The following is a 16,953-nucleotide window of genomic DNA, read 5'->3' on the forward strand; positions in this document are numbered from 1 at the left end:
CACGCATACTTGACAATTTAGGTAAAAAGAATCAGCCGTGCTCGCCCTCATTCTAATTTGAGGGCGATTAAACAGCTTTAATTGTCTTAATCAGCCAACCTAACTTGGTAGTTTGGATCAAAGCTAGATGAGCCAAACAAACCGATGTCGAATCCGCCACTTAAATCAAGACCATGGCTTAAATCAAACGTTTCAAGGTTGCCATAATGGCTTGCACGGGCTCTTTACGGTTAGTCTCATAGTAGTAACGGGCTTGTTTATAGTCATAGAAAAGTACTACGAGATAAAGCCTCTAAGCACGTAAGCTTCTTCGGTAGCTAACAGCATAGGACTACCACACCCCGTTACCTATCATTAATTTTAAAAAAAGCCTATGAAAGTGAACATATTGTTAGATATTATGTTGTTACGATAGCTTACTACCCGCAGTAATAAGCTGTATTAGCTTGGCTTCATCTATCATGTACCCCCGCCCCTGTTTTTTGATATAGTTTTGCTCGCGCAGTTTTTTAAATGTGTGCATTAAATGGCGATAGCTCGTACCTAGGTAATCGGCAATTTGCGTGTTGTTCTCTGAATAGTACCCGTCAACGGCAACTGTGATTAACAGTTCAGCTAGCCGATATTTAAGTTCAAAGGTTTGTGCAAGAGAAAAATGCTCCATTCGTTTTAACAACTTTTGACCAATGTACGTGCTAATAAATGTTAGAAACAAGGGGTCATTTATTAAGTGTTGCTTGACTATAGGTAACGGAATGGCTAAGCAGTGTAGCTGTCCAATGGCAACCACATCTTTAGTATGCTTTTCAGCATTGACAACATAAAGGTCACCGATTAAATCCTCCGCCTGGATAAATTGCAGAATGACATTTTTTCCATTAGCCTCAGTATTAATTATGCGTGCCTTTCCAGCCAGAACAAAAAATAAAAAATCTAGCTGTGTACCTGTTCTAATGACATATTCGTTTTTTTCATAAATAAAAAGATAACTTCTCGCTAAAATCGAGCTACTAAGGAATGGATAAGTTAGTGGTGTTAGTTGAGCCTCTTGGACATTCATTTTTTTCATGTTTATCACCTCTAATGTGAGATATCTCCTAGTTACATGCTAGCTTTCCGTATGATAATAACGGTATTAAATCTATTTTAGGAGATCATTATTGTGAATTTAAAGCATGTTTACTTATCATTGTTATTCTATCTAGTTAGTGCATTTGGTATTAGCTTGACAATTAAAGCTGGAATCGGGGTTAGCAGTTTTAATTCGTTAAATGTGACGCTATCAGAATTTAGTCAGATCAGAGTTGGAACGATTACGACAATGATTAACTTAATCTTTCTATTAATGAGCTTTCTTATTGACAAACAGCCTAAGCTGATGAGCTATGCGCTTATGATTTTAAGCTTGCTATTGTTTGGTTATACAATTAATCTGATCACCTATTCCATAATTGGCTATTTTGAAATTCGACAATATGTTATAAAAATAATTGTCTTTATTATTGGCGTCATTATTGCTGGCTTTGGGACTGGTAAGGTCCTAAACTATTATGTATTCAATTTTCCTATTGAAAAGTTCTGTTTGCTGCTAGCTCAGCGGACCACTCGGAGTTTCAAGTTTTACCGTTATGCTATTGATTTAATTTGTATCGCAGCAGCAATGAGTCTGGCATTATTTTTCAACTTAACAATAACCGTACGAGAAGGGACGATCATTAGTTTTATCCTGTTATCCGCTGTCATTTCATGGGCTAAGGAATGATGATCTGCTTGCAATTGTAACACAGCTATTAATTAATTGCTGGTGAATATGTGGCTATGCTTACTTAGCATAAGTAGCACGCAGGTTAAAAGTCCCCCACTTTAAGCATAAACAGAGCTAAGTGGGGGATCAACAGGCAGAATCGTTCAATGGTTGTTCTTTGCTCGTGCTTATGGTATGACCAAGCAGTGCGGATAAAGAAAGCCGCCACTGTATTGAAGATTCACTTTACTTCAGCGACTTGAACGATCGGCTTGGCTGAACTGTATTCACCTATGTGCTTGATAAAATTAATTAGATCTGGATTTTGATTGTGTTGATCTAAGGACGCTTGATCCTGCCAATTCTCAATCATGACAAATTCATTGTCTGACGAAATGGATTGGTATAATGCATACCGGCTACATCCTGCTTCTGCTCTTGAAGAGGCAATTAGCTGTTTAACATCTGCAAGGAAGCTGTTTTGCTGATCGGGTTTAATAAAAAAAGTGGCGCTGACACTAAGCATGTATTGATTCCTCCCTAAATTATTTAAAGGTCGTTATTTTTGCTGGATCAAGTCTGACCGACTGGTAACCTGTTTCTGTTGCTTTTCCAATTGATAAGATCATAACCGGAACATAGCGGTCTTTATCTAAGTCGAATGCTTCTGCAAGCTGATCAGCTTCAAAGCCACCAATTGGGTTGGTTTCATAGCCATGGGCACGTGCTGTCAGCATGAGTTGCATAGCGGCTAAGCTAGCATCAATCTTGACCACGTCATTCATTTGCTGCTTGGTTAGATTCTGATAATAAGGGATAATGGCCCCTAGTTGTTGATCGCGAACCTCTTTTGGCATTTTGCCGGCTTCAAAGGCTTGGTTATAAATCTCCTCACCTAATTCGTAGCAGTGCATGTCACCAAAAATTAAGATCATAGCTGAAGAGGTATCGTTTTGTTTGGTATTAAACCGGATTAACGGTCTTAAGCGCTCCTTGCCAGCTTCACTTTCAACAACAACGAAACGCCAAGGCTGCATATTAACTGAAGAAGGCGCTGTTGTTGCTTCCTTGAGCATGGTCAGCATCTCTTCGTTGGTAATCTTAACGTTTTCGTCATAGGCTCTAATAGATTTCCGTTCAAACATAATTTCGGAAAAGTTATTTGTTATAAAATTATCTGTCATAGGTAAGCTCCTCGTTGTCAAAATGATTTAGTTTATTAAGCAATTTAGCTAGGTGATTCATTTCTTGCTTGGATAGTGCTGAATAAATCGGATGCTCAGAAAAAGCATGCTCTTGCTCGCATTGGCTTAATGCTAACACCGCTTGTTCAGTCAGTTCGACAAAGACTTCACGATTGTTTTGCGGGTTACGTTCACGTATAACATAACCTTTATTCTCCAGAATCTTCAAATGCCGAGTAATTGCAGCTTGATCAATGTTAAGCTCCTGCTTGATGGTGCGCTGAGCACAGACACCTTTCTCCTGAAGCGTCATTAATAGCGCATAGCGCGTCAGACTAAACCCTGTTTTCCTCTCAAAGGCCGATGCTACCTTCTGATCAGCCAGTTTAATCTGATAGAGTAGTCTACCCAATTCATGTAAATGCATGTGTTCACCTCTCTTTAAATTGACTTATCAAACGTTGACAAGTCAATGATAAGGTAGCTTTAATGGGTTGTAAAGTGATTTGCTCATAATAATCGTGAGCCCAGCTACTTTAAAAAATAGTTTGTGAAAAAACCAGTAACCTTGTCACCTGGTTACTGGCGGACGAAATTGAGCTATAGTGTGTTCGCTAACGCAACAAAGGCAATTGATATAATAATAATCGCATTGCCAAGTAATGCAAGTCGCTTTGCTTTTGGAAAACCTGTCCATTCATGATCACGAAATCCCCACAGGTTGGCAATAATTAGTGCAAGCGCATTAAAGCCAACCCAGCCAACAATTGGTCCCAGCTCTCCTAAAAGATGAGTCGCTTTGCCATAGATAGCTAAAGCAGCAAACCAAACAAATGAAGCCACTATCACTTTAAGGTAGGCATGGCTGGCACCAGGGTGAATGTAGTCAGAAGCCGTTTTGTTCTGTAACACTTTAACCAGTGCATAGACGAAGTTAGCAACGAATCCACCAGCAAACACGACAACCCAAGCGAGTAGACTGGCACTCACGGGGTTAACGCCAGCTGCTATGGCAAGGTTGACTGGGTAATGTGCTGCCGAAGCGCCGATATTTATCGCTGCTGAGCCAATTCCAGAAATTAAAGCAAGGATAAAGCCAATTCTTAAATTTTTTTTTTGCAAGACAAGCTGGTTCGTCTTGGTCATTCGCCCTTTGATAAAGCCAGCTCTTGCTAGAATAAAAACACCAATCATTAAAACAACCATACTTAGAATAAGCATACCTAGCGCTCGTGGTGCGGGGAACTGCTGAATAATAAACATAGGGATAAATGTGCCTAATAGCAAAGAAAAGCCAAGGTTAATCCCAGTAACCAGGGAAACGCCAATCATATCAATGGCTTTACTATAAAAGACTGCACTGATTCCCCAAAGCAATCCCATTAAAGCAGCAAGCAGTAATTGATCAATTGGGGTCGCTTGAAGATAGCTGAAATAATTCGGTATCTCAATAAAAGCCCAGAGATGAGGGATAAATAAGATGCCTATTATTGAGAATAAAAGCCAAAATGTTTCCCATGAGAACGGTTGATATTTTTTAAAGCAAATACCGAAGCTTCCTTGAAAAATGCAGGATAAAAACAAGACACTTAAAGCAATAACCATGGCATACTCACCTTCTTATAAAATTAAAGATTTTTTATCGCAAATTATATTATAAAGGCAATATCCTCAAACGACTAGATAATTTAGCATTAAACTAGCAGACTATTAAAACTAAACTTTTAAAAAAATATTGACAATTTTGTGAAAACGACATAAAATATGATAATGATAATCGTTATCAATTAATTGGTAAGATTGCTACATAATATAATTATAGATAAAAAGGGGATAGCCAGATGCAAAAAAGTAAAACTAGTCTTATATTAAGTTTATTCACCATGTTATTATTGGTGGTATTAATAGGGTGTGCCAGTGACTCAACAGCACCTGAAGAAACAGAAGCCGATACAACTGAGCAAGATAGCACTGAGGTAGATACTTCTGAGGAGAGTGAAGAAGGGTATCCGATTGTCATTGAGCATGCGTTAGGTGAAGCGGTATTAGAGGCAAAACCTGAACGAATTGCTACTATCCAATGGGCAAATCATGATGTTGTATTAGCTTTAGGCGTTGAGCCAGTTGGCTTCTCAGCAGCTAACTTTGGTGTGGAGGATGACAGTGGTTTGCTACCTTGGACAGCTGAAAAGCTAGATGAGCTTGGTATTAGTGACCCAAATATTTTTCAAGACACTGATGGTTTAGATTTTGAAGCTATTGCTGATAGTAACCCAGACGTTATTCTAGCTTCATACTCTGGTATTACTGAAGAAGATTACGAGATTCTATCGCAAATTGCTCCAGTTGTTGCTTATCCTTTATCACCATGGACAACATCTTGGCGCGATCAAATTATTTATAACGCCAAAGGAATGGGTATGGAAGCTGAAGGTGAGCAGCTTATTGCGGATACGGAAGCTCTCATTGCCGAAACAGTTGCCCAGCACCCTGAGATTGAAGGGAAAACATTTGCTTGGGTTAACTTCTCAGCGAACGATCCATCAAGTCTTCATCTTTATTCAACGATTGATCCGCGCGTGTTATTCTTGCAAGAGCTAGGGCTGGTATTCCCAGACAGCATTGCCGAGTTAATCGAAGATGACACGGCTTATTCATTAAGCCTTAGTGCAGAGAATGCTGATGTTCTTGATGCTGTTGATGTTATTATTGGTTATGGCGATGATGACTTATATGAAGCAGTCAAGGCTGATTCTCGGTTAGGACAAATTAGAGCAATAGCGAACGGTTCAGTTGTCTTTATTGGAGGGAATTCTTCAATTGCAGCGGCTGGTACGCCTAACCCGCTTGCAATTGCCTACACCATTGACGATTATACCGATTTAATTGCCGATGCGCTAAGTAAAGTTGATGAGTAATACACCAAAAAAACTAAACGATGTAAGGCTAAAGCGAACGACAGCAGTTATTTTACTGTTTGTCGTTTTGCTTGCGCTTTGCATCGTTGCTTCAGTTTTATTAGGTTCACGAAGTTTTAATTGGGCTGACGTTGTAACAGCGCTGTTTGATCTTAGTAGTGATTCATATGGTGTAAGTGTGGTGAGAGAAAGAATCCCACGGACCCTGTTTAGCATCATGTGTGGAGCGGCTTTAGGGATGTCAGGTGCATTAATGCAGGCTGTAACAAGAAATCCGATTGCTGATCCCAGTATTTTAGGCGTAAATACTGGGGCAGCCCTGTTTGTTGTTGGTGGGTTAGCTTTTTTAAATATTAGTTCTGCAACGGAGTATATTGTACTCGCCATTGTAGGTGCGCTGCTGACAGCCTGTCTTGTTTATGGTATTGGCTCACTAGGGCGGGCTGGAGCAACTCCTTTGAAGCTTATTCTGGCTGGTGCAGCCACGAGTGCTGCCTTGTCCTCGTTAGTGAGCGCGATCATGATTCCCCGGTCGTACGTTATGGATCAGTTTAGATTTTGGCAAGTCGGTAGTGTCGGAGCAGGGAGTTGGAGTCATGTTCGACTGTTTCTGCCATTTCTAGTCGTGGGGTTTTTAATTGCTGCGGCGACTGCCCCAGCACTAAATGCCTTAGCACTTGGCGATGAGGTTGCCAAAGGTCAAGGTGTTAAGCCAGGGCTACTCCGACTATGTGCCGCTTTGGCTGGCGTGGTGCTATGTGGTGCGGCTACTGCCTTAGCAGGTCCAATTTCCTTTATTGGTCTGTTAGCTGCCCACTTGATTCGGTTAATACTGGGTCCTGATTTTCGTATTATTATTCCAATGTCCGCGCTTGCTGGAGCGGCTATACTAACGCTTGCTGATATAGGGGGGCGCCTGCTTGGTAGTCCTGGTGAAATAGAGGCGGGGATCATTACTGCCTTTCTCGGTGCACCAATCTTAATTATGTTAGCAATGCGAATGAAAGTGCGTGCGCTATGAGTAAATCAATTATGGTAATGATAAAAAGAGGTCGCAATAAACGGCGGCAACGGTGGCTGTTGATTAATGTACTGCTAGTCCTTATTGTATCTGGTCTGTGCGTGGGCATGCTGATGCTTGGGAATACCATTTATCCAGTTAGGGATGTCGTGCGCAGTCTATACGATCCATCAATGGGTGGCGTGTCGTTTGCGGTAGCGACCATTCGTTTACCTAGGCTGCTAGCTGGTTTTTTTGCTGGCATAGCTTTTGGGATGGCTGGTCACACCTTTCAGACCATGTTACGCAATCCTTTAGCTAACCCAGATGTACTTGGCATCACCACAGGTTCAAGTGTAGCTGCGCTCTTTTGTCTCTTGATTTTTCAAACAAATCAAACGACGGCATCTCTTTATGCTGTTATCGCTGGGCTATTAACGGTTATTGTTATCTATCTTCTTGCGTGGCGGAAAACATTCTCAATTGGCCGATTAATCTTGGTCGGATTAGGTATTCAGGCCATGCTAAATGCTGTCATTTCTTATCTGCTTCTTGTTGGAAATCAACAGGATATCCCAGCAGCTCTTCGGTGGTTAAGTGGTAGCTTAAATGGTGCGCAATTACCAGCTACGCTACCATTAATTTGGACAGTAGTTATCTGCGCGCCACTGCTCATTCTTTTAGGTAATCGGCTTAATATCCTTGAGTTAGGGGAAGAATCGGCTATCTCTTTAGGTGTGAAAACAAACAGAACAAGGCTGCTATTAATCGTGTGTGCTGTTGCGATGTTGGCTGTGGCAACAGCTTCAACAGGACCGATTGCTTTTGTTGCTTTTCTTTCTGGACCAATTGCGCAGCGATTAGTCGGTGGTGGCTATGCAAACATTGTAACTGCAGGGTTAATTGGTGCTATATTAGTGCTTGCTGCGGACTTACTTGGTCAGTTTGCCTTTGGGGTCAGGTACCCAGTTGGGATTGTAACGGGGATGCTTGGAGCACCCTACTTACTAATTTTGCTTATTAAAATGAATCGTAGGGGGCGCTTATAATGTCAGCTGCACATACATTGCAAGCACAGCATTTAATCACTAAATATGATCAGACAACAATTATCAAGGATTTATCACTTAATCTTGCAAGTGAGCAAATAAATGTTATTATTGGTGCAAATGCTTGTGGGAAATCTACCTTGTTAAAAGCAATGGCACGCCTGCTTAAGCTTGAAGCGGGTCAGGTTATCCTAGATGGAAAGAAAATTGAAAGGCTACCTTCAAAGCAGCTAGCGCGGATTCTTGGGGTCTTGCCCCAATCACCAATTGTACCAGAGGGGATTACCGTTACCGATCTGGTTGGGCGAGGCAGATATCCTTATCAATCAATGCTAAGCCGCTGGACAGACGCGGATTATCAAGCAGTGGCCGAGGCGTTGGAACTAATGGATATCACCCAATTAGCTGATCGCCATATTGATGAGCTATCTGGTGGACAACGGCAACGTGTTTGGATTGCTATGGCGTTAGCACAGCAAACAGATATTCTTTTTTTAGATGAGCCGACCACTTTTCTAGACATCGCTTATCAGGTTGAGATTTTAGATTTACTTACTGATTTAAATAAGAAACGTGGGACAACCATTGTGATGGTGCTTCATGACATTAATTTAGCGACCCGCTATGCTGATTATATTTATGCGCTTCGGGAGGGTAAGCTAATTGCCGAGGGTAAGCCTAATCAGGTGATTACGAGTGCGCTGATTGAACAAGTATTCGGCTTAACCTGTCAGGTTATTGAAGATCCAGTAGCTAAAACGCCGTTAGTCATTCCGATTGGGCGTTATCATGCTGGTTTGTAGACTAGCAATCTGTTGCTGAACGATGTAAAAACCTTTCATACTAACATTAAATAAGCTCCTGGCGATTAGTCAGGAGCTTACACATATAGATTATTTAGGGTGGGCTTCGATAACTGTTCCATCTTGATAGACATCATAGAATCCAACCGTGCCACTACCTCCACCATCAATTAATTCTTGACTCTGCACTTTGATCGAATAAAATACGTTATCGCTATCATCTGTGTGTCTGACACCGTCACTACTGAACACAAGATCTTCATTGTTTAAAAAATCTTCCGCATAGCTAAGGGCATCTTCTGCTGAAAATAATTGCGCCCGATATTCATCAAGTAGCAATGTCCATGTTTGCACACCGACAATACCATCTACAATTAACCCATACTCTGCTTGCAGATTTCTTAATTGCTGATCAGTATGCGGTCCAAAGATGCCGTCAATCTCTGTTTCGTGATCAAAGTGAACTAACATCATTTGAATGAACTCTACTTCGAAACTCTGACTACCTTGGCTAACAATTGGTTGCTCTTCTGGAGGCCAATTAAACAATGCCTCATACCCTTCTTGAATTTCTTCAGTTGTTGTGGAAGCTTCTGCTGATTGAAAAGGAAGTAGCAGAATCATCAAAGTGATCACTGGTAACAAAACAAGCCATTTCTTATTCATGCAACATATCCTCCTTTTAAATTTAACTTAAGCTTATTAATCTTTTCCACCTTTATTAAATTGTTAAACATCTATCTCGAGGAATGGTATTCACTTACTTTGTTTATCGCACAAAAAACAACCGAACGATTTTCTAATAAATCAGCGTTCGGTTGTTTTGTTGGTCTGTCCTAACATTATATGCAATTATTGCTGCTTATCAGCCTTTTGCTCCGCTAATAAATCACGAATTTCCGCTAAATACTGCTCAGCCGTTGGGGCTGCTGGTTCTGGTTCTTCTTCTTTTTTCTTACGCGCTAATTTGTTAATACCTTTAATGGTTAGAAATAATACAAGGGCAACAAGTAAGAAGTCAATGATTGCTTGTAGGAAGAAACCATAGGCGATTCTGGCTGAGCCAAGCTGAAAGGCTAATTGACTCACTTCTGCTTTTCCCGTTAATGCCACAATAATCGGGGTGATCACATTCTCCACTAGTGCTGATACAATCGCTGTAAAGGCAGCACCCATTACCAGTCCAACTGCTAAATCAATAACATTCCCTCGCATAATAAACGCTTTAAATTCCTTAATCATAATTCAATCTCCTATCTCTATCGTTTTAAAATACTTACCCCTTTGCTTTCTCTATTATTTTACTCAAGAACGTTTTTTTATTCAAATGGTAAACATATGTTGGTTAACAGCTAATTATTTGGAGTAGGCAGGTAGTGCTTTTAAGCAACAGCAAGCTGTGTCTATCAGTTAAGGATTACGAGATAGTACGTTTATTTCATTTAAAGGTAAGCGAGCAAAAAAATGATCACTATGTAGTTCGACAAAGTCATTATAAGACTTAATCAGCAAGCGATAATCTTGCGTTGCTTTTCCTAGATAATATTTGGAGAATGGTGTCAACTTTGGTAATTTGGCAAGTAATTCCTCAGCATATTGGTAGCGGCCACGGGCAATAGCTAAATGGGCTCGTTCACTTAAATCGGTAGTCATAATGCCTTTTGGTTGATTGAAATGGGCATAAATAAATGGGCGGTTTTTTTGGTCAATTAGGTCTATTACTGGTAAAATAACCTGTTTCTGAGCTATTTTATAGGCTTCATCTAGGTGGAATTTAGCGATATTAAAATCCTCAAATATGTAAGTAAGACTTAGGCTATTATGTAAATTTGCTAGTGTTAGGTAATTAGTTGCTTCAGCGAGTGCTTGGTAACCATACTTTCTAGCAAGAATTAAATCGTTTCTTTTCCAATAGAAGAAAAATAAAATATTGTCTAAGCGCTGATGGATAAACGGCTTTAAAATACTATGTTCAACTTTATTTACGGCATGCTCAAAGCTATCTACCTGCGTAAACAACCAATCATGATTAGATAGGGCGCTTTGGGCAGCGAAAGTCATAAAGGTAATTAAGCACTTTAACGCTAAATCATTGGTCTTAATCGTTACTAATTGCTGTAAAATTTGTTTTGGCGGGTGTATCTGCTGGTATTTTGCCAGCATCAACTCATAAACAAGAGCCCAATCATTGTTGAGCTTAAGAATTGTTTTTTTATTTTTCTCAATTAGTGCTTCAAGTTCAGGGAGATTGCTACTTGCATAGAAAAACTCTAACCCGACACACATTGAATAGTTGTGAGTTGTGTGTTTGAAGTAGTCCTTAAGTGCCATTTCATGCTGTTGCTGTGGCAGGTTTTTGAGTAGCCAATTAGAAAATACTTCTGCATCAAGATGATAATAACTATTTAAATTATAACTTACTTGATCGATTTTCCTCTTCATTAGTGGCTTACTCCCTTATTTTTACCTACTTTTAACTCTATCATTATATATAATGACCATGATAGCAATAGGGTAAACAAGAAAATCGTTCGACAGATTTCTTGTTTTTTCGAGCTTTAATAGTAAAAGACAACCAATTCTTATGATTTACGTCTCTAGTCCTATGTGAAGATATAGCTAGAGCCTGTTACGAATTATTTGCTGTTTAGCTAGAATTAAAGTAACGAAAGGAGGTCGATAGTTATGCGGACATTCTTGTTTGTTATCGCAGCGTTTTTTCTAGGATTAATTGTTCTATCAACGTTAGGTCCATTAATTAGCTTAATCATTACGGTTGCCCTTGGTTACTATGGTGCACGAAAATGTATTCTAGCAGAAACGACTGGTGCTAAGATTGGTTGGGCCATTGTTGCCTTAATTGGTATATCAATGTCCTTTTCAAATGCTCCAGCAATCGTTGGAGGTGTAGCCCTTGTCTTACTCTATTTTGCCTACCGTAAATACAAGAGAGCAGAGCGAATTAAAGACCATGAAAATTGGATTATTGATTAAAAATTAAAAGGAGATGAATGAAATGACAAATGTTTTTACACGTCTTAAAGATACTATCGTAGCGGATTTTCATCAATTACTTGACCAGAAGGAAGAAAAACACCCGATGACCCATTTAAATCAATACATTCGGAAGTGTGAGGATGAGGTTAAAAAGCTAAAAAGCTTGATTGAGAAGCAATATGTCATTAAACAGCAGTACCAGAAGGAATTAAGTCAAGCGAAGCATATGCTTGAAAAACGTGAAAAGCAAGTTGCTTTAGCTGAGCGAATGGATGAGTTCGAGCTTCTTGAAGAAGCAAAGCTAGAGGTTGAACAATACCGTGCCCGTGTTGAACAGTTATCTGAGATGAGTGGATCAGCTACAAAGCAAATTGAGGAAATTGAAACTAAGTATGGTGAGATGCAGCATCAATTAAAGAATCTGTATGTTAAACGGTTGGAGCTTAAGGGGAGAGAGAATATTGCTCGTGTCCATAAAGGCATTAACCAAGTCCTTCAGGCGGATTACTTAGATAGAAGTAGCAACAAATTTGCTGAAGCAGAGGATTATATTGAACGGCTTGAGCAAAAGGTAAGAACAAATTATCGCTTGCATACGCTAGATGCCAGGTTTGCGGAGCTTGAGAAAAAGGATACGTTGTCTTAATTAATATTAAGATAATAAGTAGTAGGGTCTTTAATTAGGCGCTACTACTTTTTTGTTGTCTAGGAAATGATAAAAAAGTATCTTGTGGTGTCGATAACAAAACCACGTCCAGCGCAATCGCTTAGCAACTAGGCGACTTCACGAATCGCCCTACGATAAGTCAGCATCGGTTCGTTCCCTTATAAATCAGTGCAATCTCATCTATTTGCCTAATTGCGCTCTAATTATCTGTCCATTATTCCGTCCATTTACGAAAGCCGATCATTTCAGCATGCCTTATTTCATCGTAATCAATTCTATGCTGATCGATATAAATACCACGCTCATCAGCACCGTTAATAAAGCCACTAATATCATCATAATAGTTGCCCTCTTCGTTAACAGCCTCTAGTTGAATTGTGACCTTATTATGTTTAATCGTGGCATTGTTTAGAATCTGCCCAATCTGCTCAAGTGTCATTTGTTCTTTCTGGTTATTTTCGCGGCTTTCACTTCGCAATTGCTGTTCACGTTCCCAAGAATGCTCAGACAAATAGAAGCCATGCCATTTCTTTTTACCGCGGTCATGATAGTCATCATTAACGTATTTCATCGAATACCCTCCATTCCACCAGCATGTCCCCCAACTAATGAAGAACGACTAACTGCTGTTGCTCCATCCAGTAAGCTACTCGCATGTATGAGTGAACAAAAGCCATACTTTTCTCTAATCTTATCAACGAGAAAGTCTAGCCGTGCTTCTGCCAGTTGTTTGTGGGGATCTTCAAATAAGTCTAGTTGTATACTTTCTGTATAGGTTAGCTTGCTATAGCTTATGCCAAGTTTTCGGACGGCCTGTCCACCATAATGCTTGTTAAACAGTTCTAAGCAGTATTGCGCAAGTTTTTTTGAGTGTGAGGTTGGGGCAATTTTCACTTGCTTTGCAAACCCACGCTCAAGCTCGTGGCGAGAGTAACCTACGTAAAGGCTGACACAAGCGGTTTGACAATGGTGCTTCCGAAGCCTGGTTGCGACTTGCTCAGCAATCTCACGAATAACAATGTTAAGCTCAGTGCGTTTAAGGTAATCTCTCGGTAAAATCTGTGAGTTACCGTAGCTTTTCTCAATTGATGTAATCTGCTCGCGGATATTGCTTCGGTCAATCCCCCAAGCTCCGGCATAAAGCTGTTCACCAATTAATCCCATTTTCTGGCGGAGCTGATAGAAATCATAATGCGCTAAATCATAAACGGTATAAATGCCAGCTTGATTCAGTCGAGCTGCTGTCCGACTCCCGACTCCCCACATATCGGTTAAGTTGGGGATCTGCCAAACCGTTTGAGGGACATCCTGATAACGCCATTCGGCAATGTAACCCATTGTGTGTTTGGCTGCATTGTCTAATGCCAGCTTAGCTAACAGCATGTTATCACCAATGCCAATTGTAAGATAGAGCCCGAGCGCCTTTTCGATATGAGTTTGAATTAATTTGGCTAGTGCAAAGGCGCTTTTTTGCTTAAATAATTTAATACTAGGTCGGATAGATAAAAAGGTTTCGTCAATAGAGTAAATATGGATATCCTCATCGGGCACATATTGCCGATAAATATTGTTGATCCGCATATTCATTTCAATATAAAAGTTCATGCGCGGTGGGACAATAATTAAATCGGGATGGTCGGGAATCTCCCATTTCCGGGAGACATTGCTAATACCTAAAGTTTCTTTAGCTTTAGGAGAAGCGGCAAGAATAAGCCCACCAGCATTTTCTGCGTTTGACATTACCACTAGCATGGTCTCCATCGGATCATCACCTCGAGCCACACATTCAGCTGATGCATAAAACGATTTAACATCAATGCACAAGATATCTTCACTCTTCTCCTCGGTGTAATCGAACATACTTTCGCCCCCCTTGCTAGTTCTATTATACGAACTAGCGTTCGAATAGTAAACAAGAAATACATACCAGACTAGGTAATTAATATCTAGTAAGAAGTGAATAATAGTCTGGATGATATGGCTAACCATGATTAGTCGACAAAATTTTTAAAAAGGGATTGCTAATTAAAAAGATATTAGTTATAATTTAATAAACCGGTTTAGTAAATCGATTTATTAAAAGGAGGAATGGGCTGGAAATAGTTATTTTGATAGCTAAGGACATTCCCTAAGGATCTCTTAAATTTACAGATAGATCTTATTGTGAAGGGTTATAAAGTCAAAGATTAAATTTAAGAGAAGAAGGGGTGTTAACATGGGAAAAGAAACAAACATGGATGTGGTAACATTTGGTGAGGCGATGGCAATGTTTATTGCTGATCAGCCAGGTCCATTAACGAACATGAGCAAATGCTCTTTAGCACTTGCAGGGGCAGAGGTAAACGTAGCAATTGGACTTGCACGCTTAGGCTACCAAACAGGCTGGGTGAGTCAGCTAGGCAATGACGAATTCGGACGATTTATTCTTGACCGTTTAGCTCAAGAACGAGTTAATTTAGCAAATGTGACCATTAATAAAGTGTGGCCAACTGGCTTTCAATTTAAGTCCAAGGTGCGCTCAGGAGATCCGCGGGTTGAGTATTTTCGAGCAAATTCCGCCGCAAGCAAAATTGATCAACAGCAATTTAGTAACAGCTATTTTTTAAATTTTTCGCATCTTCATTTAACTGGAATTCCTTTAGCTATCTCAAAAAGTGCACGTATGTTTAGTCAATTAGCGATCACTTGTATGCGGGAGCAGGGGAGACCAATATCTTTTGATCCAAACCTGCGTCCAATGCTTTGGAAATCGAAACACGAGATGATTGATACAGTCAATATCTTTGCCAAGCAAGCTAACTACTTTTTGCCTGGGTTAGAGGAAGGTAGGCTATTAACAGGGCGAGAGACCCCAGAAGATATTGCTGATTTTTATTTGGAGCAAGGTGTTGAAATGGTTGCAGTAAAATTAGCGAATAATGGGGCTTACTATAAAACCAGATCTAAATCAGGCTATGTAAGTCAGATACCTGTAACAAAGGTTGTTGATACTGTTGGAGCGGGAGACGGATTCGCCGTTGGAGTAATAAGTGGATTGTTAGATGGATTAACAATTGAAGAAACCATTTTTCGTGCAAATATAATTGGCGCCCTAGCTGTCCAATCTGAGGGTGATCATGATAATTACCCTACCCGAGAACAGCTAGAGAAATATCAGCGTCAATTTGTTTAATAGTGGCGTATTGGTAGATCCTAAAGAAATAACAAAAGTTGAGGAGGTTAACAATTATGAAAGAACGCAACGTCGCATCCGAAATATTAAAGTATGTAGGTGGGGAAGACAATATTACGTCAGTCGAGCATTGTGCAACACGGTTAAGGTTAGTATTAAATGACAAGAAAAAAGTTGATGATAAGGCCATTGAAAAAATTGATGGTGTCAAAGGATTGTTTTATTCTTCTGGACAATTTCAGATTATTCTAGGGACAGGCTTTGTCAATAAGGTATACAATGAAGTCATTAAGCAAACGCAAGGCGTTGAAAATGACAATAAGGCAGAAGTATACAAAAATATGAGCCTATTACAGAAGATATCAAGAACACTCGGTGATGTCTTCTTACCGATTATTCCTATTCTTGTTGCGACAGGCTTGTTTATGGGGTTACGGGGGTTATTCTTAGAGCTGGATTTTAATATTCCTGATAATTTGTTAACGCTTTCTCAAGTGTTGACAGATACGGCCTTTGCCTTTTTACCAGCTTTAGTTGGTTATTCTGTTGTTAAAAAATTTGGTGGATCACCAATTGTGGGGATTGTTGTTGGATTAATGCTTGTTGCACCGCAGCTCCCTAACGCACATGCAGTAGGACGCGGTGATGCCGATCCGTTAATGCTATCATTATTTGGCATACCGTTACCAGTTGTCGGCTTCCAAGGCTCCGTTCTACCAGCAATAGTTGTCTCAATTGCAACGGCTAAAATAGAACAACGCTTACGTAAAATTGTCCCGGACTTTTTAGATTTAATTGTCACGCCATTTTTAACCTTACTCATCAGTGTCGTAACGGGATTAATTGTGATCGGACCAATTATGCACGTGGTCGAGGGCCAAATTCTATCAGGCTTTGAATGGCTAATGTCGGTGCCTTTTGGTATTGGTGGAGCTATTGTAGGTGGTCTTCAGCAGGTCGTTGTTATCACTGGCTTACACCATGCATTGCGTGCACTTGAAATTGATCTATTAGCTTCAACTGGAGCCAACGCGTTTAATGCCCTATCATCCGGTGCTATTGCGGCACAGGCAGGGGCTGCACTAGCTGTTGTATTAAAAACAAAGAATTTAAAGAAACGGTCACTCTATCTCACCTCAACGTTCCCAGCCTTTTTCGGAATTACGGAACCGGCCATTTTTGGGGTTAACCTAAGACTTGTTAAACCATTTATGTTTGGTTGTGTTGGTGGGGCAGCAGCAGGGTTATTCTCATCACTTGTCGGCTTGCAGGCAAATGGTTTAGCGATTACGATGATCCCAGGCATGCTCTTATACTTGGATGGTCAGTTACTTCAATATATGATTGCATTATTAATTGGTCTCGTTACTGCTTTTGTGTTAACCTATGTATTTTATAAATATGAGGATAACTGATGAT

At 40.1% G+C, this 16,953-nt stretch carries 19 protein-coding genes; 9 read left to right on the forward strand and 10 right to left on the reverse strand.

What is annotated here, in order from left to right; all coding sequences use genetic code 11:
- Positions 1 to 406: 406 nt before the first annotated feature.
- Positions 407 to 1,069 carry a cyclic nucleotide-binding domain-containing protein gene (locus BM000_RS06320; protein WP_091495978.1) on the reverse strand — a complete coding sequence of 221 codons (663 nt, stop codon included), beginning with the start codon at positions 1,067 to 1,069 and terminating at the stop codon, positions 407 to 409.
- 93 nt (positions 1,070 to 1,162) lie between these two features.
- Between BM000_RS06320 and BM000_RS06325 the strand changes: the two genes are divergently transcribed.
- Entirely contained in the window at positions 1,163 to 1,762 is a 600-nt protein-coding gene (locus BM000_RS06325) for a DUF6198 family protein (protein ID WP_091495980.1), read from the forward strand.
- 223 nt (positions 1,763 to 1,985) lie between these two features.
- Here BM000_RS06325 and BM000_RS06330 read toward each other — a convergent pair whose 3' ends face one another.
- From BM000_RS06330 to BM000_RS06345, 4 genes are all read right to left on the reverse strand, one after another.
- Complete coding sequence (locus BM000_RS06330; protein ID WP_091495982.1) at positions 1,986 to 2,270, reverse strand: putative quinol monooxygenase; 285 nt, start codon at positions 2,268 to 2,270, stop codon at positions 1,986 to 1,988.
- 19 nt (positions 2,271 to 2,289) lie between these two features.
- Positions 2,290 to 2,928, reverse strand: a complete 639-nt coding sequence (locus BM000_RS06335) for a nitroreductase family protein (RefSeq protein WP_091495984.1) — start codon at positions 2,926 to 2,928, stop codon at positions 2,290 to 2,292.
- Entirely contained in the window at positions 2,918 to 3,355 is a 438-nt protein-coding gene (locus tag BM000_RS06340; protein WP_091495986.1) for a MarR family winged helix-turn-helix transcriptional regulator, read from the reverse strand. The genes BM000_RS06335 and BM000_RS06340 overlap by 11 nt, the downstream gene beginning before the upstream one ends.
- A 173-nt stretch (positions 3,356 to 3,528) precedes the next feature.
- Complete coding sequence (locus BM000_RS06345; RefSeq protein ID WP_091495989.1) at positions 3,529 to 4,533, reverse strand: L-rhamnose/proton symporter RhaT; 1,005 nt, start codon at positions 4,531 to 4,533, stop codon at positions 3,529 to 3,531.
- 236 nt (positions 4,534 to 4,769) lie between these two features.
- Here BM000_RS06345 and BM000_RS06350 point away from each other — a divergent pair, with 236 nt between their 5' ends.
- The 4 genes from BM000_RS06350 to BM000_RS06365 are packed head-to-tail and all read left to right on the forward strand — an operon-like array spanning position 4,770 to position 8,698.
- Complete coding sequence (locus BM000_RS06350) at positions 4,770 to 5,846, forward strand: iron-siderophore ABC transporter substrate-binding protein (RefSeq protein ID WP_091495990.1); 1,077 nt, start codon at positions 4,770 to 4,772, stop codon at positions 5,844 to 5,846.
- On the forward strand, positions 5,839 to 6,867 hold the full coding sequence (locus tag BM000_RS06355; protein WP_091495992.1) for a FecCD family ABC transporter permease: 1,029 nt from the start codon (positions 5,839 to 5,841) through the stop codon (positions 6,865 to 6,867). Before BM000_RS06350 ends, BM000_RS06355 begins: the two co-directional genes overlap by 8 nt.
- A complete protein-coding gene (locus BM000_RS06360; protein WP_091495994.1) occupies positions 6,864 to 7,895 on the forward strand; it encodes a FecCD family ABC transporter permease in 1,032 nt (343 codons plus the stop codon). The genes BM000_RS06355 and BM000_RS06360 overlap by 4 nt, the downstream gene beginning before the upstream one ends.
- Positions 7,895 to 8,698 carry an ABC transporter ATP-binding protein gene (locus tag BM000_RS06365; protein WP_091495996.1) on the forward strand — a complete coding sequence of 268 codons (804 nt, stop codon included), beginning with the start codon at positions 7,895 to 7,897 and terminating at the stop codon, positions 8,696 to 8,698. Before BM000_RS06360 ends, BM000_RS06365 begins: the two co-directional genes overlap by 1 nt.
- A gap of 90 nt (positions 8,699 to 8,788) precedes the next feature.
- Here BM000_RS06365 and BM000_RS06370 read toward each other — a convergent pair whose 3' ends face one another.
- The 3 genes from BM000_RS06370 to BM000_RS06380 all read right to left on the reverse strand — a co-directional run bounded on the left by BM000_RS06370 (position 8,789) and on the right by BM000_RS06380 (position 11,140).
- Positions 8,789 to 9,364: a peptidoglycan-binding domain-containing protein gene (locus tag BM000_RS06370; RefSeq protein WP_091495998.1), complete on the reverse strand. Its 576-nt coding sequence runs from the start codon at positions 9,362 to 9,364 to the stop codon at positions 8,789 to 8,791.
- Between the two features lie 186 nt (positions 9,365 to 9,550).
- On the reverse strand, positions 9,551 to 9,940 hold the full coding sequence (gene mscL / locus BM000_RS06375; protein ID WP_091496000.1) for a large-conductance mechanosensitive channel protein MscL: 390 nt from the start codon (positions 9,938 to 9,940) through the stop codon (positions 9,551 to 9,553).
- Positions 9,941 to 10,108: 168 nt separating this feature from the next.
- Positions 10,109 to 11,140 (reverse strand): AimR family lysis-lysogeny pheromone receptor, encoded by a 1,032-nt coding sequence (locus tag BM000_RS06380; protein WP_091496002.1) that lies wholly within the window; start codon positions 11,138 to 11,140, stop codon positions 10,109 to 10,111.
- 243 nt (positions 11,141 to 11,383) lie between these two features.
- On the opposite strand from BM000_RS06380, the gene BM000_RS06385 reads away from it, so the two are divergent.
- Together BM000_RS06385 and BM000_RS06390 are read left to right on the forward strand one after the other, a co-directional pair.
- A complete protein-coding gene (locus BM000_RS06385; protein ID WP_091496004.1) occupies positions 11,384 to 11,692 on the forward strand; it encodes a lmo0954 family membrane protein in 309 nt (102 codons plus the stop codon).
- Between the two features lie 22 nt (positions 11,693 to 11,714).
- Entirely contained in the window at positions 11,715 to 12,341 is a 627-nt protein-coding gene (locus tag BM000_RS06390; protein WP_091496006.1) for a PspA/IM30 family protein, read from the forward strand.
- A 235-nt stretch (positions 12,342 to 12,576) separates the two neighbouring features.
- Here BM000_RS06390 and BM000_RS06395 read toward each other — a convergent pair whose 3' ends face one another.
- Together BM000_RS06395 and BM000_RS06400 are read right to left on the reverse strand one after the other, a co-directional pair.
- A complete protein-coding gene (locus tag BM000_RS06395; protein ID WP_091496009.1) occupies positions 12,577 to 12,933 on the reverse strand; it encodes a hypothetical protein in 357 nt (118 codons plus the stop codon).
- Entirely contained in the window at positions 12,930 to 14,222 is a 1,293-nt protein-coding gene (locus tag BM000_RS06400) for a Y-family DNA polymerase (RefSeq protein ID WP_091496011.1), read from the reverse strand. Before BM000_RS06400 ends, BM000_RS06395 begins: the two co-directional genes overlap by 4 nt.
- A 355-nt stretch (positions 14,223 to 14,577) precedes the next feature.
- Here BM000_RS06400 and BM000_RS06405 point away from each other — a divergent pair, with 355 nt between their 5' ends.
- Both BM000_RS06405 and BM000_RS06410 read left to right on the forward strand, forming a co-directional pair.
- Positions 14,578 to 15,534 carry a sugar kinase gene (locus tag BM000_RS06405; protein WP_245751594.1) on the forward strand — a complete coding sequence of 319 codons (957 nt, stop codon included), beginning with the start codon at positions 14,578 to 14,580 and terminating at the stop codon, positions 15,532 to 15,534.
- Positions 15,535 to 15,590: 56 nt separating this feature from the next.
- The gene (locus BM000_RS06410; RefSeq protein WP_091496013.1) at positions 15,591 to 16,949 is read left to right on the forward strand and encodes a PTS transporter subunit EIIC; all 1,359 of its coding nucleotides are present in this window, start codon (positions 15,591 to 15,593) and stop codon (positions 16,947 to 16,949) included.
- Positions 16,950 to 16,953: the final 4 nt, after the last annotated feature.

The organism is Amphibacillus marinus, assembly GCF_900110345.1.
Taxonomy (GTDB): Bacteria; Bacillota; Bacilli; order Bacillales; family Amphibacillaceae; genus Amphibacillus_D; species Amphibacillus_D marinus.

Bases quoted from the DNA above. Each gene is read 5' to 3' on its own strand.
- BM000_RS06320 (WP_091495978.1), bottom strand. From the start codon at position 1,069: ATGAAAAAAATGAATGTCCAAGAGGCTCAACTAACACCACTAACTTAT.
- BM000_RS06330 (WP_091495982.1), bottom strand. From the start codon at position 2,270: ATGCTTAGTGTCAGCGCCACTTTTTTTATTAAACCCGATCAGCAAAAC.
- BM000_RS06335 (WP_091495984.1), bottom strand. From the start codon at position 2,928: ATGACAGATAATTTTATAACAAATAACTTTTCCGAAATTATGTTTGAA.
- BM000_RS06340 (WP_091495986.1), bottom strand. From the start codon at position 3,355: ATGCATTTACATGAATTGGGTAGACTACTCTATCAGATTAAACTGGCT.
- BM000_RS06345 (WP_091495989.1), bottom strand. From the start codon at position 4,533: ATGGTTATTGCTTTAAGTGTCTTGTTTTTATCCTGCATTTTTCAAGGA.
- BM000_RS06350 (WP_091495990.1), top strand. From the start codon at position 4,770: ATGCAAAAAAGTAAAACTAGTCTTATATTAAGTTTATTCACCATGTTA.
- BM000_RS06355 (WP_091495992.1), top strand. From the start codon at position 5,839: ATGAGTAATACACCAAAAAAACTAAACGATGTAAGGCTAAAGCGAACG.
- BM000_RS06360 (WP_091495994.1), top strand. From the start codon at position 6,864: ATGAGTAAATCAATTATGGTAATGATAAAAAGAGGTCGCAATAAACGG.
- BM000_RS06365 (WP_091495996.1), top strand. From the start codon at position 7,895: ATGTCAGCTGCACATACATTGCAAGCACAGCATTTAATCACTAAATAT.
- BM000_RS06370 (WP_091495998.1), bottom strand. From the start codon at position 9,364: ATGAATAAGAAATGGCTTGTTTTGTTACCAGTGATCACTTTGATGATT.
- mscL (WP_091496000.1), bottom strand. From the start codon at position 9,940: ATGATTAAGGAATTTAAAGCGTTTATTATGCGAGGGAATGTTATTGAT.
- BM000_RS06380 (WP_091496002.1), bottom strand. From the start codon at position 11,140: ATGAAGAGGAAAATCGATCAAGTAAGTTATAATTTAAATAGTTATTAT.
- BM000_RS06385 (WP_091496004.1), top strand. From the start codon at position 11,384: ATGCGGACATTCTTGTTTGTTATCGCAGCGTTTTTTCTAGGATTAATT.
- BM000_RS06390 (WP_091496006.1), top strand. From the start codon at position 11,715: ATGACAAATGTTTTTACACGTCTTAAAGATACTATCGTAGCGGATTTT.
- BM000_RS06395 (WP_091496009.1), bottom strand. From the start codon at position 12,933: ATGAAATACGTTAATGATGACTATCATGACCGCGGTAAAAAGAAATGG.
- BM000_RS06400 (WP_091496011.1), bottom strand. From the start codon at position 14,222: ATGTTCGATTACACCGAGGAGAAGAGTGAAGATATCTTGTGCATTGAT.
- BM000_RS06405 (WP_245751594.1), top strand. From the start codon at position 14,578: ATGGGAAAAGAAACAAACATGGATGTGGTAACATTTGGTGAGGCGATG.
- BM000_RS06410 (WP_091496013.1), top strand. From the start codon at position 15,591: ATGAAAGAACGCAACGTCGCATCCGAAATATTAAAGTATGTAGGTGGG.